A 20,642-nucleotide genomic window follows, 5' to 3' on the forward strand; every position below is an offset into this window, starting at 1 on the left:
AATATCTTTAGTCTTATAAACAAATATCGCATTTTGCAAGACGAAAAAGCTTTCATCTCCGAATTATTAAACCCGAAAACGCAAAATGAAGCGTTTCGAAAGCTCCTGCAATTGTATCAAAAACCATTGTATTATCACATTAGAAACATGGTTTTAAATCATGATGATGCCGATGATGTGTTGCAAAACACGTTTATAAAAGTATTTGGTAATCTTAAAAATTTTAAAGGAGATAGTAAATTGTATTCTTGGATGTACCGAATTGCTACGAATGAAGCCATTACTTTTATGCAACAACGAGCAAAAAAACAAGGCATTTCAAACGAAGAAGCCCAACAAAAAGCCATTAATAAATTAGAAAGTGATGTTTTTTTTGATGGAGATGACATCCAATTAAAATTACAAAAAGCAATTGCAAAATTACCTGATAAACAACAAATGGTATTTAAAATGCGCTATTTTGAAGAAATTAAATACGAAGAAATGTCCGAAATTTTAAATACTTCGGTGGGTGCTTTAAAAGCAAGTTACCATATAGCCGCAAAGAAAATTGAAGAATTTTTACATACTAATTAAACCTTTACACAAAATTTTTGTCCAATAGATATGAAACCTTTTGACTTAGAAAATAAAAACGAAATAAAATCGGGATTTAAAGTTCCAGAAAATTTCTTTGAGCAATTTGAAGCTAAAATGATGGCACAAATTCCGGTAGAGAAAGAAACGAAAGTGGTTTCCTTATTCTACAGAAAACAAGTTTGGATTAGTGCTATTGCTGCCGTATTTTTACTTGCGATTGCAATTCCTGTTTATTTTAATATGGCAAGTGAAAGCAATTTAGACGCTTCTACTATTGAAAATTATTTAGCACAACAGCAAAATATTGGAATAACAGAATTATCAAAACACTTAACCGATGACGATATTATAGCATTAGAGAAAAATTTATCTTTAAGCGAATCAAACCCAGATGCTGTTGAAGATTATCTTTCCGAGTCGGAAAACATAGAATATTACATTAACGAATAAAATTTACCCATTATGAATACGAAAATCTTATTTCCAATTATATTTCTTTTAGTTACATCATTATCATTCTCTCAAGGTTTTAAAGAAAAAAGAGAGAAAGTAAAAGCACTAAAAGTAGCATACATTACAGAGCAATTAGATTTGACTACAGATGAAGCTCAAAAATTTTGGCCTATTTATAATGCATTCGATGAAAAACAATCGGAACTACGTCATGAAAAAATGAGAGCCATTTTAGACCGATTCAAACCTGGAAATGTTGATAAACTAAGTGAAAAAGATGCTTCTAATTCATTAATACAAATGGAAAAAATTGAAGAAGATTTATTCAATTTAAAAAAGAAGTTCATCAAAGATTTACAAAGTGTAATTAGCGCCAAGAAAATCATCAAACTTAAAAAAGCTGAGGAAGATTTTAATAAGGAACTTATAAAACAAATTAAATTAAAAAGAAAAAAAGAGTAAATATTTATTCAATAACTACATTTTTACACTTTGGAATTAAAGCAATACAATAAGGTGAAGTAAGTACTGAAGTAGTTATTTCACCTTTTTTAGGAGCTACTTCTTTCTTCTTTACAATTATTGTGTGATTTTCGTTTTTTAAAGATTCAATGTCAATTGCATAACCTCCAGAACTTTTTTGTCCTTGATATAAAACTAATACATCTTTTTTCTTAAAATCAACTTTTAAAAAATTAGCGTACTCCGATTCATCAAGTTTAAGAGATTCTATAAATTGAATATAAGTTTCATTATTTTGAATTAAAACATGTCCCGATTTTTCAGTTCCACCCATTTCACTTTTAAAAATAAGGGTGTAAGTAATATCGAAAATTTCTTTTGGAGCATTGCTACTACATGATAACATTAGAAAAAATAAAGGAAAAAATTTAATCATTATTTTGAATTTAAAGCTTTAAAATAAACTTGTTCGTATAAAGGCATTATATTTTGAATATCAAATAATTTTGCCGTTTCTAAAGCATTGACTTTAAATTGAGCCAACTTATTTTCATCTTGAAGCAAAGTAATTGCATCTCGACTCATTTTAGTAACATCACCAACATCACTTAAATATCCTGAAAAACCATCCTTATTCACTTCAGGCAATCCACCTGAATTACTTGAAATTACTGGAACTCCACACGCCATAGCTTCTAAAGCGGCTAATCCAAAACTTTCGGTTTCTGATGGTAATAAAAATAAATCTGAGAAGCATAAAATCTTATCAATTTCATTACTGTTTCCAAAGAAAATTACTTTGTTTTGGATTCCCAATTGTTCACATAATTGCTCTGCGCCTTCTTTCTCTGGCCCTTCTCCTACCATCATTAGTTTGGAAGGCACTTCTTTCTGAATTTCATAAAAGATACGGACAATGTCATCTATTCGCTTTACTTTTCTGAAATTGGAAATATGTGTGATAATTTTTTCTTCTTCATTTGCCATTAAAGAACGATGGCACGGAATACTCTCTTTTAATTTATCTTTATTTAATTCAATGAAATTTGGGATAACTTCAATTTCATTTTTTATATCAAACAATCGATAGGTATCATCTTTTAAACTTTGTGAAACGCTCGTAACCACATCAGATTTATTGATGCTAAAACTTACTGCTGGTTTGTAAAATGGATGATTTCCAACCAAAGTAATATCGGTTCCGTGCAATGTAGTTACCATTGGAATATGAATACCTTCATCCGCTAACATTTGCTTAGCCATATAACCGGCATACGCATGTGGTATTGCATAATGTACGTGTAAAACATCAATTTTGTACAATTTTACCATATCCACTAATTTACTCGATAGCGCTAATTCATATGGCTGATAATGAAACAACGGATATTCTGGAACGTGAACTTCATGATAATGTACATTCGGATTCAACAAAGCCAATCGAACGGGTTGACTGTAAGTGATAAAATGTATTTGATGACCTCTTTTGGCTAATTCTAAACCCAATTCAGTTGCCACAACACCACTTCCTCCAAATGTAGGATAACAAACAATAGCAATTTTCATTTACGTAAATTTTGAAATAAAATTACCACTTCTAGAATTGGCAATTATAAAACATTTGTTAAAATTATTTTTTAAACACAGCTTCGTATGTCGCAATCCAATCTTCAACTGTGACTTTTTTTACCAATTCACCAATTAATTCAAAAGGAATATTTTCAGGCTTTTTGATGCGCAAACAACTTTTACCAATATCTAATTTTTGTTTCGAGTGTTTTGGATATTCGGTAACAAACCAATCGTATAATTCAGGTTTAGCATAAATGCCCATGTGATAAAAATTGATGCTATTTTTTTGACTCGCAAATCCCATAAAAGGTAAAGCTTGCTTAGGATCACAATGATAACCTTTTGGATAAATCGAATGTGGTACCACATAACCAGCCATACCATAACCCATGCCTTCTTGAAAGCCTTCGGGAAGATTTTTTAAAATAACATTTCTTAATTTTTGCAACGCTTCTCTTCTATCTTCTGGAGCTTCGTTGATGTATTGGTCTACTGTTGTTGCTTCTGAGGTCATGATTAGTTTGTTGAAATTAGAGAACTAAATTTACAAAAATTACTCAATAATCGCTTCGTAAATTACCCTTTGAATATTCTCTCTTATATTTTCTTTTGATAATTTATTCGAGGCGTTAGAATCAGGATACGTTCTGTTGGATAAGAAAACATAAACAATTTCTTTTTCTGGGTCGGCCCAAGTCATGGTACCTGTAAACCCTGTATGTCCGAAACTTGTTAGTGAAACACATCCACATGTTGGGCCTTCATTCCCTAATTGTGGTTTATCAAAACCAACACCTCTTCTATTCCCTTCTTTACAAAAATAGCATGTATTGAATATGTTAAAAGTGTTTTCGGAAATATATGTTCTTCCTCCGTAACTTCCTTTTTGTAGATACATTTGCATTACTTTAGCCACATCCAAGGCATTGGCAAACAAACCAGCATGACCTGAAATTCCTCCTTGCATCGCAGCTGCCATGTCGTGAACATAACCTTGCACTACTTGATGTCTGAAATAATTGTCATTTTCTGTTGGAATAACTCGGTTAGCATTCAATTTTCGTAACGGATTGTACATGATAGAATTCGCTCCTAAAGGTTCAAAAAAGTTAGCATGCGCTATATCTTCAAGTGATTTTTTATTGTGTATTTCCAAATATTCTTTAAAAAGAATAAAGGTAAAATCACTATATTTGTATTGCTTTTTAGGTAACAACTCGCTGTCTAAAATCGTTTTAACAATCGTATCGTTATAATCTTTTCTCAAATATAATTTATCAGCTACATGAATTGGAAAATCTTCAGAAAACACACTTCTATAATAATGTGTACTCGGTCGATTTAAACTGTCCAAAGTAGCTTTATAAAAAGGAATCCATGGCTGAAAACGGGCTTGATGTGTTAGCATATCTAAAACCGTTGCGTTAGCTTTATTTGAATTTTTCGCCGCAGGTAACATGGTACGTAATTTTGTTTCCAATGTTAAGTGACCTTTATCGAATTCTTGCATTACATTCGGTAAAGTAGCAACAATTTTTGTCAAAGAAGCTATATCATAAACATCCGTATTAGTTACTTTCTGATTCGTTTCATACGTATGGTTTCCGAATGATTTCTGATAAATTACTTTCCCTTTTCGAGCTACAACTACTTGAATTCCAGGTGTCATTTTTTTAGAAATGGCATAGTTAGCAATAGAATCGATTTTAGTCAATATTTTAGAATTCATTCCAACATTTTCTGGAATTTCAAATCCTAAACGCTTGATTTCTAACGTTTCAATTCCTTCATTTACTTTGAATTCGTCATCAATTGAAACAGGTAATTTCCCTTTTGCTCCAATCGCTCCGAAAATGATTTGAGGTGCAATGGTTTGTGCAATATCATTGTTTTGATACGCTAAAACAATTGTTTCTATTTCTTCGAAGTTTTTTAAATTCGTTAAAGAATAAGGCTTAGTAAAACAGGTTAAAATCACATCATTTTGTTTGGCAATTTGGTTAATCCACAACATTTCTTTGAAATTCATATTGTGATTTCTCCAAGCACCATCTTGTTTGTGATACCCAATAATTACTTTAGTAAAATCTTGTAATTGCACCAATACAGAATCTAAATTTTTATTGGTAATTTCACTAACAGATGCGTAATTTCTCAAATTTGTTAAAAAGGTATCTGATTTATCGTTTCCTAATTTAATATAAGCGATTTTCTCTTTTTCAATATCTCGAACCGGAACTAATTTATCGTGATTTTTAATTACCGTTACAGCATTTTCATATAATTTATAATTCAAAGCGTCAAATTCGACAACATTCAAATCTTGGTATAAATTATCTAAAACGATTGGTTGGTAGTTATTTAAGTTCGCTTTGTATTTATACGCCAAAATCTTTTTAACAGAATACATCAAACGTTCTTCTGTAATAATTCCAGCATCGAAAGTTTCTTTGAATTTTTTAATCGCAACGGGAACATTTTCAGCAAATAACAATACATCATTACCAGCTAAAAAAGCTTCTAAATCAATATCGCCCGGTTTTTTAAAATTACTTGCGCCCTTCATATTTAAGGCATCTGTAAAAATTAAGCCTTCAAATTGTAATTCTTTTTTTAAGATATCAGTTACTACTGGATATGAAATGGATGTTGGATAATTCGCTCTTGGTTCGATACTTGGCACATTCAAATGCGCTACCATTACACTAGCTAATCCTTTTTTAATCAATTCTTTATAAGGAAAAAGTTCGATTTCATCTAATCGATTTCTTTCAAAATTTACAACCGGTAATGTATGATGTGAATCGGTTGAAGTGTCGCCATGACCTGGAAAATGCTTAGCTGTAGCAAAAACGCCTTCGTCTTGTAAACCTTTCATTAAAGCAATGGCTCTAGAAGTAACATTTTCTTTTATTTCTCCAAAGGAACGATTTCCGATGATTGGATTTTTTGGATTGGTATTGATATCCACAACAGGCGCAAAGTTGAAATGAATTCCCATTCGTTTTGATTGTTTCGCCATTTGATTTCCGGCTTTTTCAATCAATTTCATATCTTGAACAGCACCAAGCGTCATGTTCCAAGGATAACGATACGTAGAATCTAATCGCATACTCAAACCCCATTCGGCGTCAATTCCGATAAACAAAGGAACTTTTGATTTGGCTTGATAACGATTTGTTAATTTTGCCTGACGTACTGGTCCGCCTTGAAAGAAAATTAATCCTCCAATTTTATATTCTTCAACTAATTTATCGATTGATTTATTGTGTGCTTCATCTTTATTGGAATAAGCGGCAACCATAAACAACTGCCCTACTTTTTCTTCGAACGAAAATTGGTTGTAAATACTATCAACCCAAACTTGTTGAGAAACTACTTTTTTAGCATTTAAAACAGGTTTAGCTTTATTTTGAGAAAATGATATATGTATAAAAACTACCGAAAACAGTAGTGTGAGAACTCTTTGCATAAATTTTAGTTTGATTTTATAACTTAGAACTAAATCCATGCCAAAATACTACATCTTGACTTTAAAATAAAGTGTTTTAGGTTTATTTTATGAAGAAAGTTGTTAACGTAAGTTTCTAAACTTAATTTGGAAGATGTACTTAACTAATCAATCAAATCGATATGACGATCGTGATAGCCTAATAAATATAAAACGCCATCTAATCCGATGCTCGATATAGAACTTTGAGCGTTGTCTTTTACTTTAGGTTTTGCATGAAAAGCTATCCCTAAACCAGCAAGGTTTAACATAGGTAAATCGTTAGCACCATCACCAACAGCAATGGTTTGGTTGATATCAATTCCTTCTCTAAGAGCGATTTCTTTTAGATATTCGGCTTTTTTATTTCCATCTACTATTTCACCAAGATAACCTCCGGTAAGAACACCGTCTTTGATTTCTAATTCGTTAGCATAAACGTAGTCGATTCCTAATTCTTTTTGTAAATATTTTCCAAAATAAGTAAATCCACCAGAAAGAATGGCGGTTTTAAAACCATACGATTTTAAAGTATCAATTAATCTCCTTGCTCCTTTTGTGATGGGCAAATTAATGGCAACTTCTTCTAAAACTTCTTCTTTCAAACCTTTTAAAAGAGACATTCTTTGTTTAAAACTTTCTTGAAAATCGATTTCACCTTGCATAGCAGATTCAGTGATAGCTTTAACTTGTTCTCCAACACCAGCTAATTCTGCCAATTCGTCAATTACTTCGGTTTGAATTAAAGTAGAATCCATGTCAAAGCAAACCAAACGGCGGTTTCTTCTAAAAATATTGTCTTCTTGAAAGGCGATATCTAAATTTAATTCGGACGAAATTGCCATGAATTTTTCAGTAAATTCAGACTTGTTTTTAATTTCACCACGAATGGATAATTGAATAGAAGATCTTGGATAATCATCTTCTTTAACCAAAGAAACTCTTCCTGTTAATCGTTTAATTGCATCGATATTCAAGTTTTTTTCCGAAATAACTTTAGTAACTTCTGAGATTTGTTCGGCAGTTAATTTTTCACCCAAAAGGGTTACGATATAACGGTCTTTTCCTTGAAGTTTTACCCATTTTTCGTACTCTTCATGAGGAATTGGTTTGAATTTGGCTTTAATACCTAATTCATATGATTTGAATAAAATATCTTTTAAAACGGCAGCTGATTTTTTTCCCGATTTAATTTGAAACAAAATACCCAATGAAAGTGTATCGTGAATATTGGCTTGACCAATATCTAGAACATTTGCATCATATTCTGCTAAAACTGCTGTTAATGAAGATGTTAATCCTGGTTTATCTTGTCCTGATATATTTAATAAAAAAATATCGCTATCCATAATGTTTTACAAGTAAGTTTATTATAAAATTATGTACTAGAAAAATCGATTATGCCAACTTTCATTTGCAGGAACTTCCCAGAAATCATTTAATTCTCCTAATGTATTTAATAGATTATTAAATACTATCGTATTTTCAGAAACAGCTTTTTCTTTCGCCATTTTTTTAAATTCGATAAGTGGTTTAAAGGCAACGTGATCACCTATTTTAAATGTTACATTCATTTTATCCAATAAATCAACATTATATTTTTGCTCTAAATTTTGAATAATTTGAACAGATGCATCAATAGAACAACCTGTAGCCACTTGCACATTTTGATTTACAGCAATTATAATAAAACGATTGTAGCGCGTTTCGAAAGAAGCTTCAAGAGGATGTCCGTGCGAAATCCAGTTTTCTGTAAAGAATTTTAATTCAGCTTCAATTTCTTGAATTTCTTCATCTGAAAATTTTCTATTTGATTGATAAATCCAAATTTTAGATTCTCCAGGTAATGTATCAAAAGGTACGAACATAATTTTATAAGTCTTGAGCATTAGCAATTATTTCAGCAATATCTAACACTTTAACATCATTTTCTTTGTGTGCAAATTTTACTCCATCGGTCATCATTGTATTGCAATAAGGGCAACCTGTAGCGATGATATTGGGTGTGGTTTCAAGAGCATCTTGAGTTCTTAATACATTAATATCCATATTCCCTTTTTCAGGCTCTTTAAACATTTGAGCACCTCCAGCACCACAACATAGCGCAGAACTTTTGCTACGTTTCATCTCAACAATTTCGGCATTTGTTTGAGACAATATTTCTCTAGGAGCTTGATATTCATTATTAGCTCTACCTAAATAACATGGATCATGAAATGTAATACGGCTACCTTTGTAAGTGTCTTTATTAAAGCTTATACGCCCTTCTTTTAAAAGCTGTTGAATAAATTGTGTGTGATGTAAAACGTCATAGTTCCCACCTAAACTAGGATATTCATTTTTTAAACAATTAAAAGAATGAGGATCGCATGTTACAATTTTTTTTACTTCATAAGCATTAAGTAACTCAATATTCATAAGTGCTTGCATTTGAAATAAAAATTCATTTCCTGCTCTTTTTGCAACATCTCCTGTACAACTTTCTTCAGTTCCTAAAACAGCAAAATTTACATTTGCTTTATTTAAAATTTTAACGAAAGCTCTTGAGATTTTTTTTGCTCTGTCATCGAAACTACCAGCAGAACCTACCCAAAAAAGAATTTCAGGTTGTTTTCCTTCGGCCATCATTTCGGCCATTGTTGGTACAATTAAATTTTCTGACATAATGTTTTATATTTTAAATCAATATTTAGAAATGACTCTCTAAATAGCAAATTTTATTTTTACTATTCGTTTACCCAATTTAAACGATCCATTTGATTGTATGGCCAAGGCGCTCCATTGTTTTCAATATTACTCATCATATTGTTTAATTCCATTGGTGCAGCACTTTGTTCCATTACTAAATAACGACGCATATCGATAATAATTGATAACGGACTAATATTAATAGGACATTCTTCCACACAAGCATTACAAGTTGTACAAGCCCATAATTCTTCTGGAGTAATGTAATCGTTTAATAATGATTTTCCATCATCAACAAATACCCCTTTATTTAAATCGATATTTCTTCCTACTTCCTCTAAACGATCACGAGTGTCCATCATAATCTTTCTAGGAGATAATTTTTTACCTGTTTGGTTAGCTGGACAAGAAGATGTACAACGACCACACTCGGTACAACTATACGCATTTAATAATTGTACCCAATTTAAATCTTGAACATCAGAGGCACCAAACTTAGCTGGAACAGCATCAGGATTTGCAGGCGCTGCAAAAGGATCAGCACTTGGATCAATCATTAATTTTACTTCGTTTGTAACACTTTCTAAATTATTTAATTTCCCTTTAGCATTTAAATCAGCAAAGAAAGTATTTGGGAAAGCTAGTAAAATGTGTAAATGTTTTGAGAAATATAAGTAATTTAAGAAAACTAAAATTCCTGCAATGTGTAACCACCAAGCGACTCTTTCAATAATAACTACTGAACCTTCGCTCATTCCGTTGAAAATTGGGGCAATAAACTGTGATATTGGAAAACTACCTACACTGTTATAATGACCAATACCTAAATTTTGCAAATGAAAATCAGCTGCATTCATAACTAAAAACAACGTCATCAATACCATTTCAAAATATAAAATGTAATTAGCGTCATTTTTAGGTTTTCCATTTAATTCTGAACTTGTAAAACGAGACAATTTTGTAACATTTCTTCTAATCCAAAATATTACAACTGCAACTAAAACTAAAAAAGCAAGAATTTCGAATGAACCAATTAAAATATTATAAAAAACACCCATAAAAGATAATACTCGGTGAGTTCCAAATAATCCATCGATGATAATTTCAATAACTTCAATATTGATAATTACAAATCCAACATAAACTATGATGTGTAAAAACCCAGCTATTGGACGTTTTATCATTTTTGATTGTCCTAGAGCAACCATAGTCATGTTCTTCCAACGTTCGGAAGAATTATCACTTCTATCTACATCTTGTCCTAATTTTATATTGCGAATTAGTTTTTTTACATTAATTGCAAAATAACCAATACCAATTGCTAAAAGCAATGCGAAGAAAATATTATCTAAAAATTGCATCGTATAAAAATTACTTTTTTATTGAATCGTTTACTGGAGCTACATAAGGTTTATTTTTCTTTCCAAAAAGAGAAACATTAACATAGCGTGTTGGGTTTAAACGTAAATCTTGTAACAATAATTCTAGTTCGTTTGAAGCTTTAGAGAAATTATTATACATCGTTTCGTCTTTCATTAGTTTACCCATGGTTCCATTTCCTTTTTCAATGTCACCCATTATTTTATCAACACTTGCTAATGTTTTTTCTAAATTTTTAACGGTTTGACCCAAGTTAGCTTTTGCAAGTGAATCAGACATTTTTTCTAAATTAGATGATGTTTTATCAAAATTTGTAATCATCGAATTTAATTTAGGTTTGTTTTCAGTAACTAAACCATTAAGGTTCTTTGAAACTTCACTAAATTCAGAAAGAGTTTTGTGCAATTCAGAAATACTACTCTTTAAATTTTGTTTTGTTTTTTCGTCTAAAATTTCGTTTACGTTTGTAAATAAAACATCAGCGTTATCTAACAATTTTTGAACTTTGTATTGTAAAGGTTCTAATTGTTGAGCCAATGCATCTGTTAATCCTAATTTACTACTTGCTTTTAAGTAATCGCCTGATTTAATATAATTTTTATCTTGAAAATTGGGTTTAATTGCAATTTGTCTTCCACCCACTAAACCAGAATCGTATATTTCAGCTACACTAGATTTAGAAATTGGAAAATCAGTAGTTATTTGCATTTCTACTAGCAACTTTCCATCAGGTTGAATATCAATTGAATTCACTTTACCAATAGCTAATCCATTTAATGTAACCGGAGCAGAATTAACAAGTCCTGCTACATTGTCATAAACAACATAAACTCTAGTGCTACTTTCAAATAAGTCTTTTCCTTTTAAAAAATTATATCCCCAAATAAATAAAAATATAGATACAATTACTAGGATTGCGGTTTTGATTTCTTTTGTTAGTTTCAAAGCATTATAATTTTTAACAAAATTAAACTTTTATTTTATTTTATTGCATCGGTAATGCTTATTTTTATTCCATCTTTATAAGCTACTATAAACGCTGTATTATATCCTTTTTGTTTGGCTTCAACTAATTTTTGCTTAGCTACTTCATAATTTTTTTCTGAAGCGTAATAATATTTATAAAGATTTCCTACTTGTTCTAATGAAATTGGACTCAATCCTTTAAAGTTTGAAGGAGCAGTAGATAATTCCTTAGTGCTTGCAGAAATTTGAACTTTAAAAATAATTCCTTTTTCAGGAGATTTTACCGTTTTAGGAGTTTCTTTTACTATAGTTTCTGCTTTCTGTTCAACTACTTTTATATCTTCTTTAATATTGTCGTTATTTGACGGATTAAAAAATTCGTTTTTATAATCTAAAATTGCACTTGCAATAGCTTCTGCTAATTTATCTTGACCTTCTTCGGAATTTAAAAATTCTCCTTCTTCTTTATTTGAAACAAATCCCATTTCTATTAACACTCTTGGCATTGTAATTTGTCTCAATACTAAGAACCCCGCTTGCTTTACGCCACGGTTTTTATTGTCTGTTTTTTTTGTAAAAAACTCTTGCACTCTTCCAGCGAGCTCAATACTTTGATCTAAGTGCTCTTCTTGAAGAATAGAAATTCCAATCACCGATTCTGGTGAATTTGGATCAAAACCATCATACTTAATCTTATAATTGGTTTCCAAAGTAACTACTTCGTTCTCATTTTTAGCTACTTCTAAATTGGATGCATTACGAGTAATACCCATTACATAGGTTTCATTCCCTGAAGCGGCTTGGTTTTTATTCGCATTACAATGCATCGAAACAAAAATACTTCCTTTCGATTTATTGGCAATATTAGCACGCTGTTGTAACTCGATAAAAACATCTGATTTACGTGTATATACCACATCAATTTGAGGATCTTTTTCTAAAATAGCTCCAACACGAAGCGTGGTTTGCAAAGCAATATTTTTTTCTATGTTGCCATGATATACGGCTCCATAATCTTTTCCACCATGACCAGCATCTAAAACTACTTTAAACTTTTGACCTTGACTATATCCTGATAAAAAATGCATTGCAATGGCTACAAATACAATTCTCTTAAACATACGCTTTCCTTTTTAGTTTGTAAATGTTACTATGTAAGCCGAAGTATATCCTTTTTTCTTTGCTTCTTCTAATTTTTTCGTACAAGCAACTAAATCTGTTTCTTCTCCGTAAAAATACTTGTATAATTTTTTATCTTTTTCAACTGTAATATTTTTTAACCCTTTAAAATTTGAAGGTTTTGTATCCAGTTTTTTTGTTCCAGCTGAAATTTGAACTTTATAATATGTCTTGTTTGATTTTTCTTTATTTGAATTATCCGAATTATTATTTTCAAAATTTAAATCTGCTTTTGTAGGCGTTGCATTTTCAACCGTTTCTCTTTCAGCAACTACTCCATTAAAGTAATTGTTTTTATAAGATACAATAGCATTTGAAATGGATTCCGACATTTCTTCTTTACCTTTTTCAGAATTTAAGTATTTACCTTCAACAGGATGCGTTACAAAACCTAACTCAATTAATACTCCCGGCATTACGGTTGCATCTAGTACCCAAATTGGTTGCTGTTTAACTCCTCTTGAAAAACGATTATTATCTTTAACAAAGTTCTTTTCAATTTCAGATGCTAAACTAATACTTTGGTCTAAAAATTCTTCTTGTAATATTTTTAAACCTAATAGTGTTTCCGGATTATTGGGATCAAATCCTTTATATTTTTCGTTATAATCTTTCTCTAGAAAGATAACACCATTTTCTTTTTTAGCGATATCTAAATTCGTATCGGTTCTCGACATTCCCATAACAAAAGTCTCTGTTCCTCTTGCAGCCGTACTTTTAACACCGTTACAATGAACTGAAATAAACAAATTAGCTTTTGCTTTATTTGCAATATTAGCACGTTCTCTTAAACCAATAAAAATATCTGTTTTACGAGTATAAATTACTTCAATGTCTTTATATTTTTCTAGAATTTTACCAATTTTAAGCACTACATGTAAAACCACATCCTTCTCCTTTATTCCGTTTTTTAATGCTCCAGGATCTTCTCCTCCATGACCGGCATCTAAAACCACTTTAAATTTAGTTGCGTTTTGACTAAAAGTAAAACTATAAGTGAAAAATAAAATCAATAATAACAGGTATTTAGTGTTTTTTTTAGATGGCATAAAACAATTGATAAGTTTATAAGTTATAATTTTATTAAAACATTATTTTTGCAAAAAAATATATGTAAGTTTGACACTTCAAAAAGTGAGCCAAATTTTTACAAAAATACTATTAAAAGCATTGCATACAAAGTTATTTCATATCGTTTTTTCAGTAATTTTTCTCATAGTAGGAACCACTACTATTTTTTCTCAAGAAAATCCAATTCCTGGCACCGTTACAATAACGAAATCGGATCTTGAAAAAGTAAAAGATTCTGCCACTACTTCTGTTGATACTTCAAAAAAGAAAAAACCTTTCTTAGACGGTGTTGTAAACATGAAAGCCAAAGAATATGAAAAACTAGATCAAAAGAAAAAAACTGTTACACTTCATGACGAAGCCGAAATCTATTATACCGATTTTGAACTTAAAGCAGGAAGAATTGTTTTAGATTATGAAAAAAATCTTGTTTTTGCTGGAAGATTAAAAGATTCTGCTGGAAATTATATTCAACGACCCGTTTTTAAACAAGGGGAAAATGTGGTTGAACCCGATTCAATTATTTTTCATACCAAATCAAAAAGAGCTAAAGTTTGGAATTCGAGAACGCAACAAGGCGAATTATTCATAAAAGCCGAAATTTCTAAAAAAGAAAATGATTCGGTTTATTTTATGAAGAATGCTCGAATGACCACTTCAAAAAACATTGACGATCCGGAATATTATTTTTTAGTTAGAAAAGTAAAATTTGTACCTAAGAAAAAAGTAGTTGCAGGATTAACGAACATGGTAATTATGGATGTTCCTACACCTATTGGTTTACCTTTTGCTTATTTTCCAATGTCTGAAAAAAGCACTTCCGGATTTATTATGCCAACACCAGGGCAAAATAACAGGCAAGGCTATTTTTTACAAAATGGTGGATATTACTTTGCGTTAAGTGATTATTATGATTTAGCAGTTTTAGGAGATTACTACACAAATGGTAGTTATGGTTTACGTGCAGAAAGTAGCTATGCTAAGCGTTACAAATTTAATGGCCGAATTAATTTCAGATTTGAAAATAACATTCAAAGCGAAAAAGGTTTTCCCGATTATGTTAAATCTAAACAGTACAACATCCAGTGGTCGCATTCACAAGATCCAAAAGCTTCTGCCGATTCACGTTTTTCTGCTTCTGTAAATTTAGGAAGTAGTCAATATTTTAGACAATCGGTAAACATGAATAACGTTGGCTCTGGTTTAAATAATAATTTAAGCTCTTCAGTATCCTATTCTAAAACTTTTCGTTCGGTTCCACAAGTTAATATGTCAATTTCTGCAACACATTCTCAAAATACAAATACTGAGGAAATTGATATGACCTTACCTACAATTCAAGCAAGCGTTGACCGTATTTTTCCTTTTGCACCTAAAGATGGTGTTAAAAAGGGATTTTTCAAAAATATAAATCTTCAATATAATGTTAGAGGTGAAAACCGCATTAGAACTCAGGATTCATTATTTTTTAAGCCTCAAATGTTCAGAGATGCACGATCGGGTTTACAACACACCATTCCAATTAATACCAATTTTAAAATTTTCAAATTTTTTAGTGTATCAGCTGGAGCTACTTATAATGAAACATGGGTTTTAAACACTATTAAAAAAGATTTTAGTTCAACCGAAAATAAAGTTATTATAACTGATGAAAATGGTTTTGAATCTTTTAGAACATATAATTTTAATGCGGGAATTGGAACCACTATTTACGGTACATTTAATTTTGGAGAAGATAAGAGAATTCAAGCCATTCGTCATGTAATGCGACCAAATATAAGTTATGGATTAACACCAAGCTTTGATCAGTATTTTGAAACTTATGCCTTAGACGCAACAGGAATAAATTTTAGCAATTATTCTAAATTTGAAGGAGGTCTTTTTGGTTCTCCATCAAACAGATTATCCAATCGTATGAATTTTTCTTTGAGTAACACTTTCGAAGCTAAAGTTAGAGACGAAGAAAGCAAAAAAGGGGAAGCAAAAAAAGTAATGTTATTAAATAACTTAAATTTTGGAATAGGTTATGACATTGCTGCCGATTCATTAAAATGGTCTGAAATTTCAGTTTCTGGAGGAACTCAACTTTTTAAACAGAAAATGAACGTTAACTTTGCAGCTACTTTAGATGCATTTGCAATTGATAATGCGGGTAGAAGAATTGATAAATTAAATATGGACAATGGTGGAAGTTTATTTCGTTTACCAAGAGCAAATATGACTATCAATTATAATTTTTCAAGTAAAGATTTTGGAAAAAACAAAAAAGAAACCCAACAAAATGAACTTAATGGAGGACGCAACGATGATTTATTTGGTAGAGGAGTTGATTTAAGCGATTCGCGTCAGAGTTTATTTGATGAAAATGAAGAAAAACTTAATAACAAAGATTTAGAATGGTATAATTATAAAATTCCGTGGGATTTAAGATTAGCGTATTCAATTACATATAACAATTCAAATCGACAAGAAGAAATATCATCACATTCACTTATGATGTCTGGAAATTTCGATTTAGCACCACGCTGGAAAGTTGGTTTTTCTTCTGGATATGATTTTAAACAAAAAGGTGTTACGTTTACACAATTACGTTTTGAGCGCGATTTAGAAAGTTGGAGAATGAGTTTTAACTGGGTACCTTTTGGACAAAACACCTATTGGGGATTCTTTATCGGAATTTCTTCTTCTATATTTAGTGATATTAAATATGAAAAACGCCAATTACCAGATCGCGTTTTTAGATAATAGTTAAATCAGTTTTTATGAAAAAAATTATTTTTACAGACAAAGCACCTGCTCCTATTGGTCCATATAACCAAGCGGTATTAGTAGGTAACACTTTATATACTTCTGGGCAAATTGCTTTAAACCCAGCCACTATGGAATTGGTTTTAGATGATATTGAAACTGAAACCAAACAAATAATGGAAAACATGAAAGCCGTTTTAGCTGCTGCCAATATGACATTTGAAAACGTAATTAAAACTACAATCTTCATCATGAACATGAACGATTTTGTAAGAATTAACAAGGTTTACGGAAGTTATTTTGACGAATCCACTGCTCCAGCAAGAGAAACCGTACAAGTAGCGTGTTTACCAAAAAACGTAAATATCGAAATTTCAATGATAGCTGTTAAAAGCTAATAAAAAAATGCCTCAAATATCTTTGAGGCATTTTCCTTAATTAGCAATAATTTCAAAACTTGATTTGCCAACCTTATGTATACTCAAAGCCTTTGAATAGTTGAGTAAAAACGAAATCGTTTCTTTTTTAGGTAACATTTTTTGAGTTGCTAATTTTTTCTTAGAGTAAAGTTTTGCCATTTATTATGATTTGGTTTATAAATCTATAACGACAATATTTTACTTTTAGTATTAGTTAGTCAAAATAATTTGATTTTTTTCAATAATTTTTCTCAAATTTAATAAAGCGTAACGCATTCTTCCTAATGCAGTATTAATACTAACTCCCGTTAAATCAGCTATTTCCTTAAAACTTAAATCTTGATACATACGCATTACCAAAACTTCTTTTTGATCTGCAGGAAGTTCGTCCAAAAGTTTAGCTAAATCCGATTCTACTTGTTCCGATATAATTTGTCCTTCAATATTCAAACTGTTATCGGTCATATAATTGAAGATAGAATATTCTTCCGTTTCACGTTGAAAAGGCATTTTCTTTGCTTTTCTAAAATGGTCTACAACTAAATTATGAGCAATACGCATTACCCAAGGCAAAAATTTTCCTTCTTCGTTATACGAACTCGTCTTTAAAGTTTTTATAACTTTAATAAAGGTATCTTGAAAAATATCGTCAGATAAATCTCTATCACCAATTTTGGAGTAAATAAATCCGTAGATTTTAGATTGATGTCTTTCAATTAATGAAGCTAAAGCAGATTCATCTCCGCTTATATAACTCTTCACCAACACTGCATCTGGAAGTACAAGATTAGCCATAACAATACCTTTTAGTTAATTAAAGTTCGGGGTCTAAAAAGTAATTGTTTGTATAGGCAATGTTGTTTATAAGATTAATTAAGCCAAATTTAACATAATTTTTATTTAATAAACAAATTTAAACTAAAAATTTAACACTTTTAAAGCAATAAAATAATAAATCACCTTCAAAAAGTAATAATTTTGAAGGTGATTTACATGATTTTTAAAGATGACTCTAATTTATTATCACCTTCTTAATACCTTTTCTATTCCCTGAATAAACTACCATTAAATAAACTCCATCTGAAAGGCTAGCTACTTCAATTTCATTCGTATTTGTAGATTGACTTATTATTTTATTTCCAAGAAGATTATAAATTTCAACTTTATCAATCTGGGAAGTAGTATTTATTGTAATATAATTATTAGCAGGATTACTGTAGGTAAAATCGGTAAATTCATTAAAACTATCCTGATTTAAAGCACAATTACTGCCTACCACATAAGAAATATATCGTGTTACAGAAAAACCATTAGCATAAGCAAATTTAACTGCATAATTAATTGTAGCTCCAATAGTTTGCCCAGTTATGGTGTGTGTGAAAATTCTTCCCGATACATAGGTCATTTGTGTTTCTGTAAAAGGAGATTGTTTCCATAAAATAGCAACTAACCCTACTCTATCAGTATCCAACATTTCGAAAGTGATTTTTACATCGGTACCAATGGTTTCAAATTCATAATTATAACCAATAGAAAAAGTTCCTTGTTGTGCTACTGAATCAGAACCCGAACAAGCTGTTACACCTAAAGTTGTTGCGTTAAGTATAATTGAATTATTGGATGCTTCATTTCCTGTAACATCACTTGCTGCTACAGAAAAAGTATAGTTTGTATTTGGCGATAAACCAGTAATAACAAACGATTTTTGAACACCAGACGTACCTATAGTTGAATTGGTAAGACTACCATAAGCTACATCATAAACTACTGATCCTGAATCGTCGTTTGCATTTAATAATAATTCAACCGATGAACTGGTTACATTACCAACAGTTGCTGTAAAATTTGTTGGAATTTGTGTATCAACAGTAATATTTTGATACACTCTAACGTAATCAATTACCATTGCACTTTGGGTAAAACTTGGGTCAATTGTTCCTGCAACACCTCCCATTGCAATATTTAATAAAAGATATTGTTCCAAATCAAAAGGCCAATTGCTTAACGTTTTTACAGCGGGATTATAGGTGTAAAAAGCAACACCATCTAATAAAAAAGTAATTTGATTTGGCGACCAATTCATAGAATAAACGTGAAAATCTGTTCCTAAATTATTTGCTAATGTTCCGCCATGATTAACAGTGTTACCAAATGAAGAAGGTGTATGAAGGGCACTTTGTATATAATTTATATTCTGTGAAGGCGTAATTCCATGCTCCATAATATCAATTTCACCACAAGCTGGCCAACTTGTTGTTCCATGTGTAGCATTAAAAAACCCGCCAGGTTCATTTATATTTTTTCCAAGCATCCAAATAGCAGGCCAAGTACCAGCTTCTATAGGTAATTTAGCTCTAACATCTACTCTACCATATTTAAAGGCAAATTTAGAATTTAATCGTGCCGAAGTATATTGTTTTGTAACACCTTGACTTGTGTATGGTTCTTTTTTAGCTACGATATTTAAAAAACCTCCATTTACATAAGAATTAGTTATTTCATTTGTATAATGCTGATCTTCACCATTATACCAACTACCTCCTGAAGGTATCTGTGTTTGATGAAACCAATTTGTTGCATTTATTGCTCCGTTTGCATCAAATTCATCAGACCATACCAAATCATTATAGACCACATCTACTTGAGCAAAGCTGATGTTAACAAATAATAGAAAAAATAGACTTCTTGTGATTTTATTTATCATTATACTTTAATTTCTCGTTTTTATCCCAAATACCCCAATAAGCGCCTACTTCACCTTCTGCTCCAACTTTCCATGACTCATCAAAAGAAGAAAAATAAAAAATATCTATATTAGATTCCTTAGACCAATGTTGCGTATTTATGAAATACTTCATTGCATTTTCTTTAGAAGGGTGAGAATCCTTAAAACTTTCACCTTGACTTGGCCAACCGGTTTCTGTTATAATTACTTTTTTACCTTTTCCAGCATCTAAAGCTTGGTAATACATACTTTTCATATGTGCCAATGAATAATCAATAGTACTTCCTTCCCAATACGGATAACAATTGGTTAAAATAACATCGCAAGCTTCAGTGATTCGAGGTTTTATTGTAAATTCATAATACGCATCTACATAACCTACTGGAATATGAGCAGGAATTTCTTTTCTTACTTTATGAATAAAGGATAATAATTCATCTTCCGATAAATCTTTTCGGTACATTACTTCGTTTCCTACAGCGGCTATATCAACAAAGCCTTCTTTTGCTAACTGAATTAAGGCTTCGATTTCTTTTTCATTTTTTTCTGCATCATCACCTAACCAAGCACCTACTAAAGTTTTCATGCCAAATTCGCGAGCTATTTTTGGAACAAATTCGTTTCCTTCGATACACGAAAAAGAACGCACCCATTTAGTGTAAGGCGCCATGATTTTCAATCGTCTTCTCACTTGCTCTTCTGAAATGTGGTCACCTGGTTTTTGACCATCCTCGTACATACTAAAGCAAAGTCCGTGCATGCCACTTTGTAAAATTTTTGCATAAAAAGTGTGAAGATCTTCAGGAGAATGTGTTGTAAAATCAAAGCCATTTTTGAAATCTGCTTGAGCAGCATCAAAATGTTGGGCATGTAAAATATAATCAGTTCTGAATGACATAATATTATGAAT

At 31.0% G+C, this 20,642-nt stretch carries 20 protein-coding genes; 5 read left to right on the plus strand and 15 right to left on the minus strand.

The features are described from left to right. Positions 1-33: 33 nt before the first annotated feature. Genes GFJ94_RS04365 through GFJ94_RS04375 form a run of 3 tightly spaced genes read left to right on the plus strand, consistent with a single transcriptional unit; the run spans position 34 to position 1,494 of the window. Positions 34-576 (plus strand): RNA polymerase sigma factor, encoded by a 543-nt coding sequence (locus tag GFJ94_RS04365; protein ID WP_133607103.1) that lies wholly within the window; start codon positions 34-36, stop codon positions 574-576. A 30-nt stretch (positions 577-606) separates the two neighbouring features. Further along, on the plus strand, positions 607-1,029 hold the full coding sequence (locus tag GFJ94_RS04370) for a hypothetical protein (protein ID WP_153200366.1): 423 nt from the start codon (positions 607-609) through the stop codon (positions 1,027-1,029). A gap of 12 nt (positions 1,030-1,041) precedes the next feature. Then, the gene (locus GFJ94_RS04375; RefSeq protein WP_153200367.1) at positions 1,042-1,494 is read left to right on the plus strand and encodes a sensor of ECF-type sigma factor; all 453 of its coding nucleotides are present in this window, start codon (positions 1,042-1,044) and stop codon (positions 1,492-1,494) included. Between the two features lie 4 nt (positions 1,495-1,498). Here the strand turns inward: GFJ94_RS04375 and GFJ94_RS04380 are convergent, their stop codons facing one another. The 11 genes from GFJ94_RS04380 to GFJ94_RS04430 form a co-directional block, all read right to left on the minus strand. Next, a complete protein-coding gene (locus GFJ94_RS04380) occupies positions 1,499-1,930 on the minus strand; it encodes a protease complex subunit PrcB family protein (RefSeq protein ID WP_153200368.1) in 432 nt (143 codons plus the stop codon). Then, on the minus strand, positions 1,930-3,060 hold the full coding sequence (bshA, locus tag GFJ94_RS04385; RefSeq protein WP_153200369.1) for an N-acetyl-alpha-D-glucosaminyl L-malate synthase BshA: 1,131 nt from the start codon (positions 3,058-3,060) through the stop codon (positions 1,930-1,932). The genes GFJ94_RS04380 and bshA overlap by 1 nt, the downstream gene beginning before the upstream one ends. Positions 3,061-3,124: 64 nt before the next feature. Next, on the minus strand, positions 3,125-3,580 hold the full coding sequence (locus GFJ94_RS04390) for a DUF1801 domain-containing protein (protein WP_153200370.1): 456 nt from the start codon (positions 3,578-3,580) through the stop codon (positions 3,125-3,127). A gap of 39 nt (positions 3,581-3,619) precedes the next feature. Next, positions 3,620-6,538 carry a glycoside hydrolase family 3 N-terminal domain-containing protein gene (locus GFJ94_RS04395; RefSeq protein WP_153200371.1) on the minus strand — a complete coding sequence of 973 codons (2,919 nt, stop codon included), beginning with the start codon at positions 6,536-6,538 and terminating at the stop codon, positions 3,620-3,622. Positions 6,539-6,681: 143 nt separating this feature from the next. Next, positions 6,682-7,905: a phosphoserine phosphatase SerB gene (gene serB, locus GFJ94_RS04400; RefSeq protein ID WP_153200372.1), complete on the minus strand. Its 1,224-nt coding sequence runs from the start codon at positions 7,903-7,905 to the stop codon at positions 6,682-6,684. Between the two features lie 36 nt (positions 7,906-7,941). Next, on the minus strand, positions 7,942-8,424 hold the full coding sequence (locus GFJ94_RS04405) for an ABC transporter ATPase (RefSeq protein WP_153200373.1): 483 nt from the start codon (positions 8,422-8,424) through the stop codon (positions 7,942-7,944). Between the two features lie 4 nt (positions 8,425-8,428). After that, positions 8,429-9,220 (minus strand): (Fe-S)-binding protein, encoded by a 792-nt coding sequence (locus GFJ94_RS04410; RefSeq protein ID WP_153200374.1) that lies wholly within the window; start codon positions 9,218-9,220, stop codon positions 8,429-8,431. A 62-nt stretch (positions 9,221-9,282) separates the two neighbouring features. Then, a complete protein-coding gene (locus GFJ94_RS04415; protein ID WP_153200375.1) occupies positions 9,283-10,605 on the minus strand; it encodes a (Fe-S)-binding protein in 1,323 nt (440 codons plus the stop codon). A 10-nt stretch (positions 10,606-10,615) separates the two neighbouring features. Next, on the minus strand, positions 10,616-11,569 hold the full coding sequence (locus GFJ94_RS04420; RefSeq protein ID WP_153200376.1) for an MlaD family protein: 954 nt from the start codon (positions 11,567-11,569) through the stop codon (positions 10,616-10,618). Positions 11,570-11,604: 35 nt separating this feature from the next. Further along, complete coding sequence (locus tag GFJ94_RS04425; RefSeq protein ID WP_153200377.1) at positions 11,605-12,711, minus strand: N-acetylmuramoyl-L-alanine amidase; 1,107 nt, start codon at positions 12,709-12,711, stop codon at positions 11,605-11,607. A gap of 12 nt (positions 12,712-12,723) precedes the next feature. Continuing rightward, entirely contained in the window at positions 12,724-13,818 is a 1,095-nt protein-coding gene (locus tag GFJ94_RS04430) for an N-acetylmuramoyl-L-alanine amidase (protein WP_153200378.1), read from the minus strand. 121 nt (positions 13,819-13,939) lie between these two features. On the opposite strand from GFJ94_RS04430, the gene GFJ94_RS04435 reads away from it, so the two are divergent. Further along, on the plus strand, positions 13,940-16,585 hold the full coding sequence (locus GFJ94_RS04435) for an LPS-assembly protein LptD (RefSeq protein ID WP_153200474.1): 2,646 nt from the start codon (positions 13,940-13,942) through the stop codon (positions 16,583-16,585). A 17-nt stretch (positions 16,586-16,602) separates the two neighbouring features. After that, entirely contained in the window at positions 16,603-16,986 is a 384-nt protein-coding gene (locus GFJ94_RS04440; protein ID WP_153200379.1) for a RidA family protein, read from the plus strand. Positions 16,987-17,022: 36 nt separating this feature from the next. Here the strand turns inward: GFJ94_RS04440 and GFJ94_RS12610 are convergent, their stop codons facing one another. From GFJ94_RS12610 to GFJ94_RS12660, 4 genes are all read right to left on the minus strand, one after another. Continuing rightward, positions 17,023-17,166 (minus strand): hypothetical protein, encoded by a 144-nt coding sequence (locus tag GFJ94_RS12610; protein WP_203228645.1) that lies wholly within the window; start codon positions 17,164-17,166, stop codon positions 17,023-17,025. Positions 17,167-17,217: 51 nt separating this feature from the next. Next, complete coding sequence (locus tag GFJ94_RS04445) at positions 17,218-17,802, minus strand: RNA polymerase sigma factor (RefSeq protein WP_153200380.1); 585 nt, start codon at positions 17,800-17,802, stop codon at positions 17,218-17,220. A gap of 217 nt (positions 17,803-18,019) precedes the next feature. Next, positions 18,020-19,711 (minus strand): family 16 glycosylhydrolase, encoded by a 1,692-nt coding sequence (locus tag GFJ94_RS12720; RefSeq protein ID WP_153200381.1) that lies wholly within the window; start codon positions 19,709-19,711, stop codon positions 18,020-18,022. Further along, positions 19,701-20,630, minus strand: coding sequence for a glycosyl hydrolase family 17 protein (locus tag GFJ94_RS12660; RefSeq protein WP_238989435.1), 930 nt, complete (start codon positions 20,628-20,630; stop codon positions 19,701-19,703). The genes GFJ94_RS12720 and GFJ94_RS12660 overlap by 11 nt, the downstream gene beginning before the upstream one ends. Positions 20,631-20,642 lie beyond the last annotated feature (12 nt).

The sequence above is a fragment of the Flavobacterium sp. LMO8 genome, from assembly GCF_009495755.1.
In the GTDB taxonomy this organism is placed as follows: Bacteria; Bacteroidota; Bacteroidia; order Flavobacteriales; family Flavobacteriaceae; genus Flavobacterium.